This window comes from Kribbella sp. CA-294648 (assembly GCF_050943845.1).
GTDB lineage: Bacteria > Actinomycetota > Actinomycetes > Propionibacteriales > Kribbellaceae > Kribbella.
Map to the genome: position 1 here is coordinate 3326330 of NZ_CP191981.1, position 17786 is coordinate 3344115.

The following is a 17786-nucleotide window of genomic DNA, read 5'->3' on the forward strand; positions in this document are numbered from 1 at the left end:
GGAGTGCGCGATGGCGATCCAACCGTGGTTCGGCGAGGCCAAGCTCGGCATCTTCATCCATTACGGCATCTATGCCGTGAACGGGATCGCCGAGTCCTGGTCGTTCTTCAACGGCTCGATCAGCCATGAGGACTACATGTTGCAGCTCGACGGCTTCACCGCGGCGAAGTTCGACGCCGAGGCGTGGGCCGAGCTGTTCGAGGCGGCCGGCGCCCGGTACGCCGTACTGACGTCGAAGCACCATGACGGAGTCGCGCTCTACGACACGGCGGCGAACGACCTGTCGACGGTGAAGGCGACGCCGGCCGCGCGCGACATCGTCAGCGAGTACATGGACGCGCTGCGCCGGCACGGCCTGAAGACCGGGCTCTACTTCAGCCATCTCGACTGGTCGCATCCCGACTACGCGTCGGTGCGGCCGGCCGAGATGCCGGCCGACGAGCGCGGCAACCCGTTCGCGGTACCGGCGGCGGGGGAGGAGGACCCGGAGGCGTGGGAGCGGTTCCTTGCCTTCCACCGGGCCCAGCTGACCGAGATCATCGAGCGGTTCCAGCCGGACCTGCTGTGGTTCGACGGGGACTGGGAGCGCGATCCGGAGCAGTGGCGGATGGAGGAGGTCCGGCAGCTGATCGAGTCGAAGCTGCCGGCGACGATCATCAACGGCCGGATGCGCGGCGGGTTCGGCGACTACGCGACGCCGGAGCAGGGTGTGCCCGTCGTGCCGCCGGCCGGTCCCTGGGAACTCTGCGTCACGATCAACGAGTCGTGGGGTTACCAGCACGACGACCACGCCTACAAGTCCGTCCGGCAGTTGGTGCGGCTGTTCGCGGAGACGATCGGGGGCGGGGGCAACCTTCTGCTCGACGTCGGACCGCGCGAGGACGGCAGCATCCCCGAGGAGCAGGTCGAGCGGCTGCGCGAGCTCGGCGACTGGATCCGCCGGCACGAACCGGCCATCTACGACACCACCCGCGGGCTGCCGCTGGGCGCCTTCTATGGCGCGTCGACGGTCTCGCTCGACCGCCGGAAGCTGTACCTGTTCGTGTTCGACCGCCCGAACGAGTACGTCGTGGTCCGCGGCCTGAAGAACAAAGTGCTCAAGGCAACCATCCTGGGCAGCAAGGTCGAGCTGCGCACCACCCGGCAGGGCGGCCACGCCGGCGTACCGGGCTGGGAGTACCTGTTCATCGACTCCGACACCGCGCTGGACCGGGACTGCACGGTGATCGAACTGGAACTCGACGGCGAACTGGACCTGTTCGAGCACCACACCAGGGACTAAGTGCCGCTGAGGCAACGTTTCCAGGGCTAGCCTGACTCGGGTGAACGCTCTGGACCTGTCGAAGATCACGCTCCGGCCGATCCGGTACGACGACTGGCCGCGGATTCATGAGTGGGCTTCGCGGGAGGAGTCCTGCCGGTATCAGCCGTGGGGTCCCAACTCCGAGGAGGAGACCCGGGTCTTCGCGGAGGCGGCCGCTGCCTCGTGGACAGCGGATCCCCAGCACCGGTACGCCTGGGTCGCCACCCACCCGGCCACCGGTGTGCTCGGCATCGGCGAGCTGAACATCCGCCACGTCGCCTGGAAGCGCGGCGAGATCAGCTACTCCGTCCACTGCGACTACTGGGGCCAGGGTGTCGCCAGCGAGATCGCCCGGCTGCTCTGCCAGTTCGGCTTCGAGGCGCTGGAACTGGAGCGCATCGAGGCGACCTGCGACCCCCGCAACTCCGCCTCGGCCGCGGTCCTGAAGCGCATCGGCATGACGTACGAAGGTGTCCTCCGCCGCACGGTCCTGATCCGCAGCGGCTGGCGGGACTCCAAGATCCACAGCCTCATCCGCCCCGAATGGACGCCAGCACCCGGAACTCCGGCGCCCCGCTGGACGCTCGCCTAGCTGGTACGCCGTACGCCGGTCAGCTGCAGGTCCAGGGCGTGTTGCTCCACGTAGTTGAGGGCGTGGCGGACTGCTCCGACGGAGACGATGGTGTCGCCGAGGGAGGAGACGGCAATCCGGGGTGGAGTGGCGGTGAAGGTGGCCAGCTGGGTTTCGATGTCCGGCAGCAAGGCTTTGGCGGCGGTCGCGACGGCGCCGCCGATGACGATCAGCTCGGGGTTGAAGAGGATTCCCAACGTGGCAAGGACTCTGGCGGTGCGGCAGGCGATGTGCCGAAGGATGCTGAGGGCAACTGTGTCGCCGTCGGCCGCGGCCGCGAAGACCAGCTCCGCGGTGATCGGGCTGCCGTCGGCCAGCTCGCGCAGGCTCGTCTCGACCGTCGCGTCCGCCACCGCCTTCGTGCCTTGCTCGCGGGCGGTCCGGGCGATACCGGCTGTGTCGCCGACACCCTCGACAAGTTTGAGATAGACCATCTCACCGGCGCCACCGCGGCTGCCGTGCAACAACCGGCCGGAGTCCATCAGGCCGGAACCGAACCGCTCGCCCGCCAGGAGCACGACCAAGTCATCGACGTCACGGGCCTCACCTCGCCAGTGCTCGCCCAGCGTGGCCAGGTTCGCGTCGTTCTCCAGCAGGACGGGCCAGCCGTGGAGTTCGGTGAGCCGGTTCGTCAGGCCCGCGTCGAAGCGTCGCCAGAACTCGTCGTCGACCAGGATGTTGCCCTCCCGGTCGACCGGCGCGGCCACCCCGACACCGGCCGCGAGCACCTCGGCGTCGGTGACTCCGGCCACGGCGATGACCTCCAGCACGGCCTCGTTCACCACCGCGGTCTGCTCAGCGGGTGTCTTCACCGACTCGAACGAGCGGCCGGCCTTGGCGACGGTCTCGCCGCGCAGGTCGGACAGCAGCACGGTGGTCTTGCCCGCACCGACGTCGATGCCGAGCACATAGCCGGCCCGGCTGTTGAACTCGAACCGGCGCGAGGGCCGGCCGACCGGCGTACCGGGAGCGTCGTGGCCGGGGTCGAGCTCGACCACCCAGCCCATCGCGATCAGGTCGTTGCAGACGGCATGCACGGTCGCGCGGGTGAGACCAGTGGCCTCGATCAGGCCGGTACCGGTCATCACCCCGGCCGTCGACAGCACGCCGAGGAGCTTGCTCGCGTTCACTCTGCGCAGCATCGGTGGCGTGGCCGCCGGGGTTGTCGCCATATTCCCTCTTGACCTCCTCGCAAGTCCCCGCGCACAATACTGCAGAATCTAAATTTAGAGTCTATATAAATCTGGCGGCAACCCCGCCGGAACCAGCTGGAAACATCCGCCGTCCTTGCGTAGTACCCCCGGACCACCCTCCGAACCGAGTGAGGCTCTCTTGACCAGCACCGCGACCCTGGTGACCCGTGCCGACGACCCGAGCGACCCCGACTGGTGGCGGCAGGCCGTCGTCTACCAGATCTACCCGCGCAGCTTCGCCGACTCCGACGGTGACGGTGTCGGTGACCTGCAGGGCATCATCAGCCGCCTCCCGTACCTGACCAAGCTCGGGATCGACGCGATCTGGCTCAGCCCGTTCTACCCCTCGGCGCTGGCCGACGGCGGGTACGACGTGGACGACTACCGCAACGTCGACCCGCGCCTGGGCACGCTGAGCGACTTCGACGAACTGGTCGCCGCGCTGCACGGGGCCGGGATCAAGCTGATCGTCGACATTGTGCCCAACCACACCTCGAACCTGCACGAGTGGTTCCAGGAGGCATTGCGCTCGCCGAAGGGCTCACCCGCGCGCGACCGGTACATCTTCCGCGACGGCACCGGGCCGGACGGCTCCGAGCCGCCGTCGGACTGGGACTCGGTGTTCGGCGGGTCCGCCTGGGCGCGGACCCCGGACGGCCAGTGGTACCTGCACCTGTTCGCGGCCGAGCAGCCCGACCTGAACTGGGACAACCCTGAGGTCCGTGACGACTTCCTGACCACGCTGCGGTTCTGGTCGGACCGCGGGGTGGACGGTTTCCGGGTCGATGTGGCGCACGCGCTGGTCAAGGACCTGACCGAGCCGCTGCCGTCGAAGACGACGCTGCCGCGGCAGTCGGAGTCCAACGGCGCGCACCCGCTGTGGGACCGCGAAGGCGTGCACGAGATCTACACCGAGTGGCGCAAGGTGCTGAACGAGTACGACCCGCCCCGGTCGGCTGTCGCCGAGGCGTTCGTACCGGCGGCGCGCCGGGCCCGGTACGCGAGTGCCGAGGGTCTCGGCCAGGCGTTCAACTTCGACCTGCTGCAGGCCGACTGGGACTTCGACAAGTTCCGCACGGTGATCAAGGAGAACCTGGCGCTGGCCGACGAGAACGGCTCGTCCTCGACCTGGGTCTTCTCCAACCACGACGTCGTCCGGCATGCGACGCGGTACGGGCTGCCGAAGGACCCGGAGGGTGCGTGGCAGGACGGCAAGGCGTGGCTGCTGAGCAACGGCACCGAGCCCACCGTCGATGTCGAGCTGGGGCTGCGACGGGCTCGGGCCGCAGTACTGCTGATGCTGGCGCTGCCTGGCTCGGCGTACCTGTATCAAGGGGAGGAGCTGGGGCTGCAGGAGGTCGGCGAGCTGCCGGCGGCGAACCTGCAGGACCCTGCCTACTTCCGCTCGAAGGGCGCTGAGAAGGGTCGCGACGGCTGCCGGGTGCCGCTGCCGTGGACTGTCGGCGGGCTGTCGTTCGGCTTCGGCTCGGGCGGCTCGCACCTGCTGCAGCCGACCTGGTTCGGCCAGTACTCCGTGGAGGCGCAGGAGAGCGACCCGTCGTCGACCCTGAGCCTCTACCGCAAGGCCCTCGCAGTACGCCGGGGTCTGCAGACGGGTGCCGGCCTGGAGTGGATCGACGACGTCGAGTGGGCGCTCCACTTCAGCCGCCCGGGCGGTTGGCAGTCGGTGACCAACTTCGGTGCGGCTCCCATCGAGCTGCCTGAAGGCGCGGTCGTCCTCTCCAGCTCGCCGCTCGAAGGCGACAAGCTTCCCACTGACACCACCGCTTGGCTCATCTAGCCAGATCCCTGTTCGACCGCTGGCGCCGCACGTGGCGGGGCGCCAGCGGTCGAACAGCTTGAGTGGCAGAAACTGTCGGTGCGTTGGGACAGACTGCCGTTATGGCTACTGAATACGTTGAGACCGACCAGTTCCGGGGCGCGCGCATTCACCTGTGCGACCTCGCCGGGCTCGAGATCCGCGACTGCGAGGTCAATGGGCTGAAGATCGTCGACTGCTACGGCAGCGACGTCTACCTCGGCGGTGACTTCCAGCGAGTCGTCGTCAACGATGTCGACGTGACCGCGTACGTCGATGCGGAGCTCGACCGGCTGCACCCCGCGCGGGTGCTGGCCCGTGACGCAACCACCGTCGACGACTACCGTGCGGCCTGGAGCGCGGTCGGGCAACTGTGGGAGTCGGCCCTCGAACGCGCGAGATTGTTGCCTGAGGCAAAGCTTCACGAACGGGTCGGCGGCGAGTGGTCGTTCGTCGAGACGCAGCGGCATCTGCTGTTCGCCAGCGACGCCTGGGCCGGCAACTGCGTGCTCGAGGAGGAAGAGCCGTACCATCCGTTCGGCTTCCCGGCCGGTGGGACGCCGACCGAGGAGGCGGCCAAGCTCGGGCTCACTCTCGAGGCCACGCCGACGCTCGACGAGGTGCTCGCGCCTCGGCTGGCCCGGATGTCCAAGCTACGGCGGGTCTTCGACAGTCTCACCGATGCTGAGCTCGACCGGGTTTGCGCGCGGAAGCCGGCCGACATGTATCCGGACAAGGAGTATGTCGTCCGGCGCTGTCTCAAGGTGGTCCTCAAGGAAGAGGCCGAGCATCACCGGTACGCCGTCCGCGACCTCGCAGTCCTCGAGAAGTCGGGTGTTCTCTGACCTGATGGTGGTGGCGCTGGCAGGATGTGGGGGTGGACGCGACGCTTGCTGATGTGGTCGAGGTGCTCGACGGGTTGTACGACCCTGCCTGGGCGGAGAGCTGGGATGCGGTCGGTCTGGTGACCGGCGATCCGGGGCAGCCGGTGCGCCGGATCCTGTTCGCGGTGGATCCGATGCGGGTCGTGGTGGACGAGGCGATCGGCGGCGGGTTCGATCTCCTGGTGACCCACCACCCGTTGTTGCTGCGCGGCGTGAACAGCGTCGCGGCGACCACGCCCAAGGGGCGGGTGATTCACGACCTGATCCGTGGCGGCGTCGCGTTGCAGGTGTGCCACACGAACGCGGACAACGCGAATCCCGGGGTGAGTGACGCGCTGGCCGCCGCGCTGGGGCTGAAGGACACCCGGCCGTTGAAGGCGTTGCCGAGCGAGCCGATGGACAAGGTTGTCGTCTACGTGCCGGTGGCCGAGACGCAGGCGATGATCGACGCGCTGGCCGCGGCCGGGGCCGGGCGGATCGGTGAGTACGACCGCGCGGCGTGGAGGTCCACCGGAGAAGGGACTTTCCGGCCGTTGGAAGGGGCCGACCCGGCGATCGGCGAGGTCGGCACTGTCGAGCGCGTGGTGGAAGACCGGGTCGAGATGGTGTTGCCGAGACACCGTCGCCGGGCTGTGGTGGAGGCGCTCAAGGCGGCCCACTCGTACGAGGAGCCTGCCTTCGACATCTTCGAGCTGGCCGCGCTGGCCGGCAATCGGGGTGGTGGGCGGATCGGCGTACTGGCGGAGGCTTTGCCGCTCAAGCGGTTCGCCGAGCTGGTGGGGGAGCGGCTGCCGCGGACGGAGCACGGAGTACGGGTGTCGGGGGATCCTGATCGGCTGATCGAGGCGGTGGCCGTAGTTGGTGGGGCTGGAGACTCGGAGTTCGAGCGGGTGCGTGCGGCCGGTGTGGACGCCTATGTGACGGCCGACCTGCGGCACCATCCCGCCACCGAGGCGCGCGCGTACGACGAAGGTCCGGCGCTGGTCGACGTTGCCCACTGGGCCAGCGAATGGCCGTGGCTGAAGGACGCCGAGCGCTTGGTGACCGATGCCCTGGCAACTCGCGGCTTCACCGTCGAGACCCAGGTCTCCACCATCTGCACCGACGCCTGGACGCTTCACCTCTAGGTCATCGACAGAGCACGGTCGCCAGGCGGCGGACAACCTCCGCATCGGCTGCGTCGCCGGCTGTCCCGGTAGGCATGTGCTCTGTGATGGCTGCGCCCACGACGTTCTCCACGCCGGAGACGAGCTCGATCAACTGCTGCGCCGGTATTCCATCAGGCTCGGGATAGCCCAGCGACCCGAACTCGGTGGGCTCGAGGACGTCCAGGTCGACATGGACATACACCGGACCGATGAGACCGTCCAGCACTCGATCAAGCTCACCGACGCCGTACCGCCGGATGCCGGCCTTCTTCAGGTACTCGTGCTCCGACGCATCACCGGCTCGCTCTCCGGCGATGATCACTTGCCCAGGCACCAACGGCCGCGCCGGAATCATCGGAGCCGGCCCTTCGCCGAGCAGCGTGCGCAACACCATCCCGTGGAACGAGCCGGACCGCAGAGTCTGAGGCGTGTACAGGTCGGGATGCGCATCGATCCACAGGACAGTCAGTTCGTCGCCGTACCGGTCGCGAGCGGTCGCGATCGGCGCGAGGTCCACCGCACAGTCCCCGCCCACGGTCAGCACCAGATCGTCGATGCCGGCCAGGGCGTCATACGTCAGCCGGAGATTCTCGAGCAGCACATCCAGCCCTCGTACGCCGGCTTCAGGCTTGCCGCCCGTGTCGAGAACAGGCACCGTCACCACGCGATCCGCCGGAGCGAGCTCCGCGGTCAGGCGAGCCCCCTCGGCGAGGCGCGGCGAATCGCCCAGCCCGGAGCCCTGCCACTGCGGCACACAAAGCACTGTGGTCATTTCGCCACCCTACGATCACGTCACTGGTAGGGGTCGGTCACCTCGCGCAGTTTGGTGAGGGCCTGGTGCAGAGCGGTGGCCAGCTCGGGGCCGAGGTGCTCGTTCCAGTCCTGCTCGACGCTCATCACCACCTCGCGGGCTCGGTTCGCCGCGCTCCGTCCCTTCGGGGTGAACCGGATGAGCCGCGCCCGCCCGTCGGCCGGATCCGGGACTCGCTCGACCAGACCTTCCACTTCCAGCGCCGCGACCAGCAGGCTCGCGGTCTGCTTGGTGACCTGGGCCTGCTCGGCCAGCTCGGTGAGGCGGGAGCCGCCCGGCGCGATCCGCTGGGCGATCCGCGCCTGGGCGACGGTCACCTGGTAGCCGGCCTCCCGCAGGGCGCGGATCACCTGGTCGTCCATCGCGCGGTAGGCGATGAACATCAGCGTGGCGAGGTCCATTCCACCCCTTGACAGTAGTCAGTATTGCTGACCAAAATTAGTCACCAATACTGACGATTATAGGTGCGCGATGAGCAGAGTTCCGCCGGTCAAAGTCGTCCGGGCCGCCACGGCCGTCCGGACCGCGCTGCTGACCCTGACCCGGCGGATGGTTCCGCCGGAGATCGGCCTGCTGGAGCTCGCCTCGGGCTTCATGGGGACGCAGGCCGTGTATGCCGCGGCGAAGCTCGGCATCGCGGACGTGCTGGCGGACGGCCCACTGTCGGCGGACGACATCGCGGCGGAAACGGGGTCGGACCCCGATGCCACCTATCGGCTCCTGCGGGCCTGTGTGATGTTCGGGCTCTTCACCGAGAGCGCTGACGGACGCTTCGGGCTGACCCCGCTGGGGAGCGGCCTGCGCTCCGGCGTACCCGGCTCGATCCTGCCGGTCATCCTGATGCTCGGCGACCCGCAGTACCAGGGTCCGTGGGGACGGCTGGCCTACTCCGTCGAGACCGGCGAGCCCGCCGTGGAGGTTGCCCTCGGCAAGCAATTGTGGGAGTACCTGGACGAGAATCCGGAGTTCGCCGCGACGTTCAACAACGCCATGACGTGCCTGACCGCGTTGGACTGGCCGACCGTCGTGGCGGCGTACGACTTCACGCCGTACTCGACGATCGTCGACATCGGTGGAGGGCACGGGCAGTTGCTCGCGCTCATGCTCGGTGCCTCCCCGACCGCGAAGGGCGTTCTGCAAGAGCGGGAGGCGCTGGTCGGTCCGGCCGAGGCTCAGCTCCGTGAGGCAGGGGTCCGCGACCGGTGCCGCATCGAATCCGGGTCGTTCTTCGAGACGGCACCGTCCGATGGCGATCTCTACGTGCTGCGCCGGGTGATCCACGACTTCGACGACGAGCAGGCCGTCGAGATCCTGGGCACCGTACGCCGCCACATGCCGCGGGGCTCGACCCTGCTGCTGCTGGAGAGCGTCGTTCCGGCCGGCAACACTCCGCACTTCGCGAAGGCTCTCGACCTCGACATGCTGATCTTCGTCGGCGGCCGCGAGCGCACCGAGCGGCAGTTCACCACGCTGCTCGACCGTGCTGGGTTCCGCATCAACCGGATTCTTCCCACAGTCTCCACCCTCTCGCTCATCGAAGCTGTTCCAGGGAGGTAGCCATGAATGCCATCGCACAGCTCAGCGCGGGTATCGCGGCGCTGATCATGCTCGCGGTCTTCCCCTTCGAGGCCTTCCTGATCGACCGTCCGTGGGTCCAGTGGTTCCTCGGCATCGAACCGCACGGCATCGAGAATGTGCACCTGTGGTCGTTCTGCATCGGCGCCCGCAACGCCCTGGCCGGCGTGGGCACGCTGATCGGACTCGGGATGGTGCGCTCCGGCGACACGTCCACCGGCACCACCGTGGTGGTCGTCAGCTGCCTCTACATGCTGATCGCCTCGCTGTTCATGGGCGTCGCGGACGCACTCGGCTACTGGCGCCCCCGCGGCGGAAGCATCCGCGGAACCGTCGGCGCATCCGTCCTGCCCGCCGTCGCGCTGATCGCGATCGCGGCCTAGCACCCGGGAGGCGGGCCGGTACTGCGTTCGGCCCGGCCGCCGGCGGGGCGGTGGGGCGTCGTGCGTGGGTTGCGATGTGGGGCAGTACCGTGGACACTCACATCTCGATGCTCGGTACCGGCGCCTGACCAAGTGGCTCTGATCGGTGCGGGGCTGACAACTGAACGCGATCTAAGGAGCCGACCCTGAACGCCGAGCCCGCTGTCCAACGCCGGTTGCTGGAGCTGCAGGACCTCGACCTGCAGCTGGATCAGATCGCGCACAAGCGCAAGTCGCTGCCCGAGCACGCGGCCCTGGCGGAGCTGGCGAAGGAGAAGGCGGTCGTCGACCGTGAGCTCGTCACCGCCGACACCGAGGTCGGCGACCTGCGCCGGGAGCAGAAGAAGGCGGACAGCGACGTCGACCAGGTCCGTCAGCGCAAGGCGCGCAACCAGCAGCGGATGGACTCCGGGCAGGTCACCTCGCCGCGCGACCTGGAGAACCTGCAGCACGAGATCGGCTCGCTCGACCGGCGGATCCTGGCGCTGGAGGATGCCGAGCTCGAGGTGATGGAGAAGCTCGAGGCCGCCGAGGCGGTGCAGGCCGAGCTGCAGAAGCGCGCGGACGCGTTCGCCGGCCGGCAGAGCGAGCTGGAGGCGACCCGGGACGCGGCGCTGAAGGAGCTCGACGAGCAGCGCGCGGGCGTCGGCGACAAGCGGGCGACGGTTTCCGCCGAACTGCCGGCCGAGCTCGTCACGATGTACCAGAAGCTGCGCGAGCGCAACGGCGGGATCGGCGCCGCGCCGCTGGTCGGCAAGCGCTGCATGGGTTGCCGGATGGAGCTCGCGCCGTCCGACCTGGGCAAGTTCAAGGCCGCCGCGGCCGACGTCGTACTGCGCTGCGAGGAGTGCGGGCGCATCCTGGTCCGGACGGCGGAGAGCACCCTGTGACGAACGGCCCGTCGCACGTCATCGTCGAGGCCGACGGCGGCTCCCGGGGCAACCCGGGACCGGCCGCGTACGGCGCGCTGGTGCGTGACCCGGCGACCGGTGAGGTGATCGCCCAGGTGGGTGTCACCATCGGCGTCGCCACCAACAACGTCGCGGAGTACAGCGGGCTGATCGCCGGGCTGGAGCTGGCCCGCGAGTACGCGCCGGACGCCTCGATCGAGGTCCGGATGGACTCCAAGCTGGTGATCGAGCAGATGGCCGGGCGCTGGAAGATCAAGCACCCGGACATGAAGCCGCTGGCGATCAAGGCGCAGTCGCTCGCCCCGTTCGGGACCGAGTGGACCTGGGTGCCGCGCGCCCAGAACGCCGCCGCCGACGCGCTCGCCAACCTGGCGCTCGACGGCAAGCCGGTGCCGCTGCGACCGGTCGCGGCAGGCCCTTCGGCCGTAGTACCGACTGAGTCTTCGGATCAGCAGAAGGCGTTGCAGGGTTGGGGTGCGCAGACCGAGCCGCCGACCCAGCTGATCTTCCTGCGGCACGGGCAGACCCCGCACACCGTCGAGAAGCGGTTCTCGGGGTCCGGTGGGGACGACCCGGGGTTGAGCGAGATCGGCGAGGAGCAGGCGCGCGCCGCGGCGCAGTACCTGGCACGGCGTGGCGGGATCGATGCGATCGTGGCCTCGCCGATGCGCAGGACCCAGCAGACCGCGGCGGTCGTCGCGGAGACGCTCGGCCTCGACGTGACAATCGAGAAGGGCTGGGTGGAGTGCTCGTTCGGTGACTGGGACGGGCACACCTTCGCCGAGGTGCAGCAGAAGTGGCCGGAGGCCCTCAACGCCTGGATGGAGTCGACCTCGGTCGCCCCGCCCGGTGGCGAGTCCTTCGACGCGTGCGCCCGCCGGGCCCGGTCGGCGCGCGACGGGCTGCTCGCGGCGTACCCCGGAAAGACGGTGCTCGTGGTGACCCACGTGACCCCGATCAAACTGATGGTCCGCTCGGTACTGCAGGCGCCGATGAACTCCCTCTTCCGGATGGAACTGGCCCCCGCCACCCTCACCGAGATCCACTGGTACGCCGACGGCCTGGCGTCCCTGAAAGCGTTCAACGTCCAACCCGCATTAGTCTGACCCAAGAGCCGGGCACGACGGGGTGCCTGGCGGATGGACGGAGTGGTCGCGTGCCGTTGCAGAGGGTGCATTTCGCCGAAGAGGTTCCTGAGGTTTTCCGCGCGTCGTTGCGGGCGATCCGGCGGGAGCTCGACGTCCCCGCGGAGTTCCCGGCGGAGGTGGTCGAGGCCGCCCTGGCCGCGGCGGCGAACCCGCGGTTGCCGGAGCTGGACCGGACCGATATCGAGTTCGTCACCATCGATCCACCGGACTCGATGGATCTCGACCAGGCCGTACACATCGAGCGGGCCGGTGCCGGGTACACCGTGCACTACGCGATCGCCGACGTCGCGGCGTTCGTCCAGCCCGGCGATCCGATCGACGTCGAGGCGCGGAAGCGGGGCGAGACGCTCTATGCGCCGGACAAGCGCATCCCGCTGCACCCGCCGGAGCTGTCCGAGGGTGCGGCATCCCTGCTGGCGGACCAGGTCCGGCCCGCGGTCCTGTGGACGATCGCGGTCGATGCTGCCGGCGAAGGCACGGACGTGAGGTGTGAGCGCGCGCTGGTGAAGTCGCGCGCCAAGCTCAGCTACGCCGGCGTCCAGAAGGATCTCGACGCGGGCACCGCCTCCGAGTCGCTGCAACTCCTGCGTGAGGTCGGCAAGCTGCGCGAGCAGCGCGAGCGGGAGCGCGGCGGGGTCAACCTGCCCATCCCGGACCAGGAGATCGTCACCGCCAACGGCGAGTGGACGCTGGAGTTCCGCGCGCCGCTGCCGGTCGAGGGCTGGAACGCGCAGATCTCCCTGCTCACCGGGATGGCCGCCGCGCACCTGATGATGTACGGCGAGATCGGCATCCTCCGCACCCTGCCCGAGTCGCACGACGACCTCCGGCGCAAACTCGAGAACACCGCCAAGGCGCTCGGCATCCCGTGGCCGGTCGGCGTCTCGTACGCCGCGTTCATCCACGGCCTCGACCCCAAGGTCCCGGCCCACGCGGCGATGCTCGCGGCCTGCACGGTGCTGTTCCGTGGCGCCGGCTACACCGCGTTCTCGGGAGGCGTCCCGGAGCAGCCGGAGCACGCCGCGCTGAAGTCGGAGTACGCCCACTGCACCGCGCCGCTCCGCCGCCTGGTGGACCGCTGGACGAGCGAGATCTGTCTAGCGCTGTGCGCCGACACCGAGGTGCCGCAGTGGGTCCGCGAGTCGATGGACGAGATCCCGAAGATCATGGAGGAGTGCGACCGCAAGGCCAACGCCTACGAACGCGCGATCGTCAGCATGGTCGAAGCCGGCCTGGTCGCCGACCACGTCGGCTCGACCTTCGACGGCGTCATCACCGACATCGACGACCGCGAACCGACCCGAGGCGTCGTAGCCCTCTCCACCCTAGCCATCGAAGGCCGGGTCACCGCCACAACGGCCCTACCCCTAGGCCAACCAGTCCGAGTAAAACTAACCGAAGCCGACATCATGAAACGAGCGGTCGCCTTCCAGCTCATCCCGTAGCGGCCAGTGCCAGCCGTGCGGAGGGCGGGCGAAGAGCACCGACCGGCCGCCACCGCGGGGCCGGCGCGTGGGGAGAAGGTGGTTAGTCTTCTAAGGCCGCCAGTACGGCGGCGGTGGTGCGGGTGGTGTCGCCGGTGGCTAGTAGGTCTAGTAGGGCGCCGCGGAGGATGGCCAGTACGGCGGTGCGGCGGGCCTGCGCGGACTTGGTGTCTTTGCCGGGCTGGACGGATTTGAGTAGGTCTAGCCAGTCGTCGACGGTTGAGCGGGCGAAGTCGGTCCAGGGGCCGTCGGGGGCGACCAGGGAGCGGCCGTAGGCCTCTACCCAGAGCTTCATCAGTGGGCGGCGTTCCTCGGCGGCCAGCCAGGTCCAGAGTTCTCGGGCGACCACGTCGAGCCCGGGCGGTTCGTCGTACTGGCTGGTGATTTGGCCGAGCAGGTCGAGTTCGTCGCTGCGGGCGCGGGCGAGCAGGGCGCGGATCAGGCTGTCCTTGCTGCCGAACAGGAACAGCAGCACCCGCGGGCTCGAACCGATCGCCGTCGCGAGTGGGCGCAGGGACAGATCGGCCAGTCCGTGGCTCAGCGAGTACGCGTAGGCGCGCTCGAGGAGTTCGGTCTCCCGGGCAGAAGGGGCTGGTTTCGTCGTGGCCACCCGGCTAGTATCACTTACTGAAACAGTCGTGTCAGTAGATCGGGTGGTGTCGATGGAGATCAGGCAACTAGACCGGCCGGGAGATCTCGGCTGGGTGGTCCAGGCCCACGGTGAGCTGTACGCCGCGGAGTACGGCTGGGGGATGGAGTACGAGGCGTTGATCGCGCAGATCGTCGCGGACTTCGGCAAGGACCACGATCCGGCCACCGAACGGGCCTGGATCGCGGAGCACGACGGCGAACGGGTGGGGAGCATCTTCTGTGTGCGGGGCCCGGATGAGGGAACGGCCAAGCTTCGTCTGCTTCTCCTGCACCCGTCGAGCCGTGGGCACGGCCTTGGTGCCCGGCTGGTCGACACCTGCCTGGCGTTCGCGCGCGAGGCCGGCTACAAGCGGATGGTGCTCTGGACCAACGACCCGTTGGTTGCCGCCCGCCACATCTACCTGGCCCGCGGTTTCAAGCTGACCAGCGAGGAGCCGCACAACCTCTGGGGTGAAGACCTGCTCGGCCAGTACTACGAACTCGAACTCTAGAACTGCCGCCCGGGCGTCTGCCCAAAAGTTCGACGGAAGACGTCGATGAAGGCGCTCGGGCTGGACCAGCCGCAGCGGTGGGCGACGGTGGTGACGGGTTCGCCCTCGGCCAGCAGGATCAGGGCGTGGTGCAGGCGGAGCTGGGTTCGCCACTGGGGAAACGTCATCGCGAACTCCTGCCGGAACAGCCGGGACAAGGTTCGCTCGGCCGCACCCACCTGCCGGCCCAGCTCGGCCAGTCCGCGCCCGTCGGCGGGATCGGCGTACAAGAGACCACAGACCGCGGCCAGCCGATCATCGGTTGCTGTGGGCAAACGAATTGGTTGCTGCGGCGACCTTTCCAGCTGGTCGAGCAGGACGGCGCGGATCCGGGCCCGCGCGGCGCTGTCGTCGGAGGGGTCGGCCGTGTAGGCGATGATCAGTTCGCGGAGCAACGGCCCCACCGCCAGTACGGCGGGCGCAACCAGGCTGACCGGATTGACGGAAGCAGGCAATCCGACGAGATGCAGGTCGGTCGGACCGTAGGCGCGGTGCTCGTGCACGGTGCCGGCCGGCACCCAGATCGCGCGGGTCGCGGGTGCGATCCAATGGCCGCGATCCGTGGTCACGGCGAGCACCCCGGTCGCGGCGTACGCGATCTGGTGGTCGTCATGCCGATGCGCGTCGATACCGCTGCCGGGAGCGAGCCGGCGCAGGGCGGTCGGCGCGATCGGAGCGTGGCGGGGAATCGACATCATCTGACAGATTATCGGAAGCCGGTCAGCACCAAGGTCGCCGAGGCTGGAAGACGTGAAGCGCCTCCAAACCACGTTGCTGTCCACCGGCCACGGCAGCGTGGACCTCTACCAGGGCATCGTGCCCGTCCTCGTGCCGTTCCTGGTCGCCGACCGAGGCTACGACTATCTCGCAATCTCCGGCTTCGTCCTCGCCGCGACGTTGCTCTCGTCAGTCGTCCAACCGCTCTTCGGCCTGCTGACAGATCGCTGGTCGATGCCGTGGCTGATCCCGGCCAGCACGATCACGTCCGGCCTGGGAGTCGCGCTGATCGGCCTCTCCTCGTCGTACCCGTTCGCCCTGGCCGCGATCGGGCTGACTGGCATCGGCGTAGCGGCCTACCACCCACAAGCTGCCCGTACTGCGCGATCCGTGACGGGCGGAAGTCACGTCGGCATGAGCTGGTTCTCCCTCGGCGGCAACCTCGGCTTCGCGGTCGCGCCCGCCGCCGGACCACTTCTCGCGTACTCCGGCCTGGCGGCAACCCCACTCCTCATCCTCCCGGCCCTCGCCGGCGCCGCCATCACCCTGCCTCTCCTGCGATCCGCAGGTGCAGCACGCCTCCGCACCCGAAGTCTCCTGGGGGTGAACAACTGGCCGTCCTTCCGAACCCTGACGGCGATCATCGTCCTGCGCGCGATCGCCTACGTCGGCCTGAGCACCTTCCTCAGCCTGTACGTCGGTCAGCGGCTGCACCTCAGCACCGGCGCCAGCGCGACGGCTCTCTTCGTCCTGTTCGGCGGGGGAGTGATCGGCACGCTTCTCGGCGGCCGTCTCGCGACCCGCTTCGGTCGCCTGCCGACCATGCGCTGGTCGTACGCCGTCGCCGCGTTCGCCCTGGCCGGAGTCGCGCTGGTCCCGACGGTCGCGCTGTTCGCCTTCGTCGCGTTGAGCGCCGTGGCGTTGTATGTCCCGTTCTCGCTGCACATCACCCTCGGCCAGGACTACCTGCCCACCCGTGTCGGCACGGCGAGCGGCGTCACGCTCGGCCTGGCCGTCAGTGCAGGAGGCGTAGCCGCGCCCGCCCTGGCCGCAGCAGCCGAAGCGACCTCCCTGCAACTCGTCCTCGCGACCCTGGCTCTCCTGCCCGCGCTCAGCTGCCTGCTGACCCTCCGCCTGCGCGAACCCGCCTGACTACGGCTGGAACAACCGATCGGTGAACTCGTTGGCGAACTTGCCCGCCGGATCGTGCTGCGCCTTCAGCTCGAGGAAGCGCGTGTAGTGCTCACCGTGAACCTTCGCGAGGTCAGCGCTGGTGATGCTCCGCCCGTACTTGCCCAAGTGCGGGCGAGCGCCGATCTCGCGCATCACCGCTTCGGCGGCGGCGTAGTACCCCTCGAAGTCGTGGCAGTCGTTGGAGAGCAGGTCGAGCCAGACGGAACGGCGATCCCGGCCCGCGCCGAGCAGCGTGCGATCGTGGCCGGCCGGGGTGAACCGCAGTTCGAGGAACGTGTAGGGCAGGTCGCGCGAGTACATCGACTCGTACAGCTCGAGGAACCGGCGGGCGACGGGCATCGCGTCCTCGTACGGGATCGCGAACTCCAGCTCCTGATGCAGGTGGTAGATCGACCGGTTGTAGGCCCTGTTGCTCTCCAGCACCAGGTTGCTGCCGCGCTTGAGCCGGTGCGCGGCGCGCGAGACCTTCGGCAGCAGTCCGGACCGCGCCAGCAACCCGGCCATCCAGGCGGCCAGCAAGGCGTCGACCGAGATGCTGGCGAACTCCCGGAAGTCACCGAGGAAGGACCGCTTCTTGCCGGTCGGCTCCCAGGTGTTGATCTGGCAGCGCTCCGTGAACGGGAACAGGTACAGGCTCAGATGGGTGTGCTGCTCGAGCAGCGCGTCGAGCTTCGCCGCCACGTCCGGCAGCTCCGCGAGTTCGACCTTCTGCTCCACGTTGAACCGATCGACCGCTTGCACGGTCACCTCGATGATGATGCCGATGGCACCGATCCCACCGATGGCGGCGGCGAACAGCTCGTCGCCGGGCCCGCACTCGTGCACCACACCGTTGCCGTCAGCAACTTTGAGCCGGACCACGTGTTCGCTGACGAAACCCCAGTCGCGACCGGTGCCGTGCACGTCGGTCGACAGGATGCCTGCGAGACTCTGCGCGTCGTGCGAGGGCAGCGCGGCGAAGGCGAGCCCGTCGGCGAGGAGGGTGTTGGCGACGTCGCGGATCCGCGTCCCACCCCTGAAGGTGACCTGCTTCTTGGCCAGGTCCTTGGCCACCACACCGCAGTACCGATCGAGCGAGATCAGCGTTCCGCTCGTCGCGATCCCGCTGTTGAACGAGTGGCCGGCGCCGAACACCCGCAGTTGCGCACTCGACCTGACCAGCTCGACGATCTCCTGCTCACTCGCCGGATGCGCGACCCGCTCCGGCCGATACCTGAACCGCCGCAACCAGTTGCGGAACACCCCGTTGGTGACGCGCCCCTCGAGCCAGATGTACCGCCCGCCGCTCACCGCGTAGAGCACCACGTTCCAGGTCGTCAGCCCACCGACGGCGAAGTACCCTCGACGCTTCATCACCCCTGGGAT

General features: G+C 68.8%; 18 protein-coding genes. 12 read left to right on the forward strand and 6 right to left on the reverse strand.

What is annotated here, in order from left to right; all coding sequences use genetic code 11:
• Positions 1-10: 10 nt before the first annotated feature.
• The gene (locus ACQPYM_RS15920; RefSeq protein WP_433021327.1) at positions 11-1282 is read left to right on the forward strand and encodes an alpha-L-fucosidase; all 1272 of its coding nucleotides are present in this window, start codon (positions 11-13) and stop codon (positions 1280-1282) included.
• 40 nt (positions 1283-1322) lie between these two features.
• On the forward strand, positions 1323-1895 hold the full coding sequence (locus tag ACQPYM_RS15925) for a GNAT family N-acetyltransferase (protein ID WP_433021329.1): 573 nt from the start codon (positions 1323-1325) through the stop codon (positions 1893-1895).
• Here the strand turns inward: ACQPYM_RS15925 and ACQPYM_RS15930 are convergent.
• Positions 1892-3106, reverse strand: coding sequence for an ROK family protein (locus ACQPYM_RS15930; protein WP_433021331.1), 1215 nt, complete (start codon positions 3104-3106; stop codon positions 1892-1894). The genes ACQPYM_RS15925 and ACQPYM_RS15930 overlap by 4 nt on opposite strands.
• A gap of 160 nt (positions 3107-3266) precedes the next feature.
• Here ACQPYM_RS15930 and ACQPYM_RS15935 point away from each other — a divergent pair, with 160 nt between their 5' ends.
• The 3 genes from ACQPYM_RS15935 to ACQPYM_RS15945 all read left to right on the forward strand — a co-directional run bounded on the left by ACQPYM_RS15935 (position 3267) and on the right by ACQPYM_RS15945 (position 6957).
• Positions 3267-4928, forward strand: a complete 1662-nt coding sequence (locus ACQPYM_RS15935; protein ID WP_433021333.1) for a glycoside hydrolase family 13 protein — start codon at positions 3267-3269, stop codon at positions 4926-4928.
• A 101-nt stretch (positions 4929-5029) separates the two neighbouring features.
• Positions 5030-5791 (forward strand): DinB family protein, encoded by a 762-nt coding sequence (locus ACQPYM_RS15940; protein ID WP_433021335.1) that lies wholly within the window; start codon positions 5030-5032, stop codon positions 5789-5791.
• 32 nt (positions 5792-5823) lie between these two features.
• A complete protein-coding gene (locus ACQPYM_RS15945; RefSeq protein ID WP_433021336.1) occupies positions 5824-6957 on the forward strand; it encodes a Nif3-like dinuclear metal center hexameric protein in 1134 nt (377 codons plus the stop codon).
• Between the two features lies 1 nt (position 6958).
• On the opposite strand, the gene ACQPYM_RS15950 is transcribed toward ACQPYM_RS15945, so the two are convergent.
• Both ACQPYM_RS15950 and ACQPYM_RS15955 read right to left on the reverse strand, forming a co-directional pair.
• Positions 6959-7750 (reverse strand): arginase family protein, encoded by a 792-nt coding sequence (locus ACQPYM_RS15950; RefSeq protein ID WP_433021338.1) that lies wholly within the window; start codon positions 7748-7750, stop codon positions 6959-6961.
• Positions 7751-7770: 20 nt separating this feature from the next.
• A complete protein-coding gene (locus tag ACQPYM_RS15955) occupies positions 7771-8190 on the reverse strand; it encodes a MarR family winged helix-turn-helix transcriptional regulator (RefSeq protein WP_433021340.1) in 420 nt (139 codons plus the stop codon).
• Between the two features lie 70 nt (positions 8191-8260).
• On the opposite strand from ACQPYM_RS15955, the gene ACQPYM_RS15960 reads away from it, so the two are divergent.
• The 5 genes from ACQPYM_RS15960 (at position 8261) to ACQPYM_RS15980 (ending at position 13290) form a co-directional block, all read left to right on the forward strand.
• Complete coding sequence (locus tag ACQPYM_RS15960; protein WP_433021342.1) at positions 8261-9346, forward strand: methyltransferase; 1086 nt, start codon at positions 8261-8263, stop codon at positions 9344-9346.
• A gap of 2 nt (positions 9347-9348) precedes the next feature.
• Complete coding sequence (locus tag ACQPYM_RS15965; protein WP_433021344.1) at positions 9349-9747, forward strand: DUF1304 family protein; 399 nt, start codon at positions 9349-9351, stop codon at positions 9745-9747.
• Positions 9748-9962: 215 nt separating this feature from the next.
• Positions 9963-10676, forward strand: a complete 714-nt coding sequence (locus ACQPYM_RS15970) for a zinc ribbon domain-containing protein (protein WP_433021346.1) — start codon at positions 9963-9965, stop codon at positions 10674-10676.
• Complete coding sequence (locus tag ACQPYM_RS15975; protein ID WP_433021348.1) at positions 10673-11803, forward strand: bifunctional RNase H/acid phosphatase; 1131 nt, start codon at positions 10673-10675, stop codon at positions 11801-11803. Before ACQPYM_RS15970 ends, ACQPYM_RS15975 begins: the two co-directional genes overlap by 4 nt.
• A gap of 50 nt (positions 11804-11853) precedes the next feature.
• Entirely contained in the window at positions 11854-13290 is a 1437-nt protein-coding gene (locus tag ACQPYM_RS15980; protein WP_433021349.1) for an RNB domain-containing ribonuclease, read from the forward strand.
• An 82-nt stretch (positions 13291-13372) separates the two neighbouring features.
• Here ACQPYM_RS15980 and ACQPYM_RS15985 read toward each other — a convergent pair whose 3' ends face one another.
• Positions 13373-13939: a TetR/AcrR family transcriptional regulator gene (locus tag ACQPYM_RS15985; protein ID WP_433021351.1), complete on the reverse strand. Its 567-nt coding sequence runs from the start codon at positions 13937-13939 to the stop codon at positions 13373-13375.
• 28 nt (positions 13940-13967) lie between these two features.
• Between ACQPYM_RS15985 and ACQPYM_RS15990 the strand changes: the two genes are divergently transcribed.
• On the forward strand, positions 13968-14471 hold the full coding sequence (locus ACQPYM_RS15990; RefSeq protein WP_433021353.1) for a GNAT family N-acetyltransferase: 504 nt from the start codon (positions 13968-13970) through the stop codon (positions 14469-14471).
• Here the strand turns inward: ACQPYM_RS15990 and ACQPYM_RS15995 are convergent.
• A complete protein-coding gene (locus tag ACQPYM_RS15995) occupies positions 14468-15208 on the reverse strand; it encodes an AraC family transcriptional regulator (protein ID WP_433021355.1) in 741 nt (246 codons plus the stop codon). The genes ACQPYM_RS15990 and ACQPYM_RS15995 overlap by 4 nt on opposite strands.
• A gap of 52 nt (positions 15209-15260) precedes the next feature.
• On the opposite strand from ACQPYM_RS15995, the gene ACQPYM_RS16000 reads away from it, so the two are divergent.
• The gene (locus ACQPYM_RS16000) at positions 15261-16379 is read left to right on the forward strand and encodes an MFS transporter (RefSeq protein ID WP_433021357.1); all 1119 of its coding nucleotides are present in this window, start codon (positions 15261-15263) and stop codon (positions 16377-16379) included.
• Here ACQPYM_RS16000 and ACQPYM_RS16005 read toward each other — a convergent pair whose 3' ends face one another.
• Positions 16380-17774 (reverse strand): D-arabinono-1,4-lactone oxidase, encoded by a 1395-nt coding sequence (locus ACQPYM_RS16005; RefSeq protein WP_433021359.1) that lies wholly within the window; start codon positions 17772-17774, stop codon positions 16380-16382.
• Between the last annotated feature and the right edge of the window lie 12 nt (positions 17775-17786).

Coding starts and splice junctions, on each gene's coding strand:
- ACQPYM_RS15920 (WP_433021327.1), top strand. CDS start 11: ATGGCGATCCAACCGTGGTTCGGCGAGGCCAAGCTCGGCATCTTCATC.
- ACQPYM_RS15930 (WP_433021331.1), bottom strand. CDS start 3,106: ATGGCGACAACCCCGGCGGCCACGCCACCGATGCTGCGCAGAGTGAAC.
- ACQPYM_RS15940 (WP_433021335.1), top strand. CDS start 5,030: ATGGCTACTGAATACGTTGAGACCGACCAGTTCCGGGGCGCGCGCATT.
- ACQPYM_RS15950 (WP_433021338.1), bottom strand. CDS start 7,750: ATGACCACAGTGCTTTGTGTGCCGCAGTGGCAGGGCTCCGGGCTGGGC.
- ACQPYM_RS15955 (WP_433021340.1), bottom strand. CDS start 8,190: ATGGACCTCGCCACGCTGATGTTCATCGCCTACCGCGCGATGGACGAC.
- ACQPYM_RS15960 (WP_433021342.1), top strand. CDS start 8,261: ATGAGCAGAGTTCCGCCGGTCAAAGTCGTCCGGGCCGCCACGGCCGTC.
- ACQPYM_RS15965 (WP_433021344.1), top strand. CDS start 9,349: ATGAATGCCATCGCACAGCTCAGCGCGGGTATCGCGGCGCTGATCATG.
- ACQPYM_RS15995 (WP_433021355.1), bottom strand. CDS start 15,208: ATGATGTCGATTCCCCGCCACGCTCCGATCGCGCCGACCGCCCTGCGC.
- ACQPYM_RS16005 (WP_433021359.1), bottom strand. CDS start 17,774: ATGAAGCGTCGAGGGTACTTCGCCGTCGGTGGGCTGACGACCTGGAAC.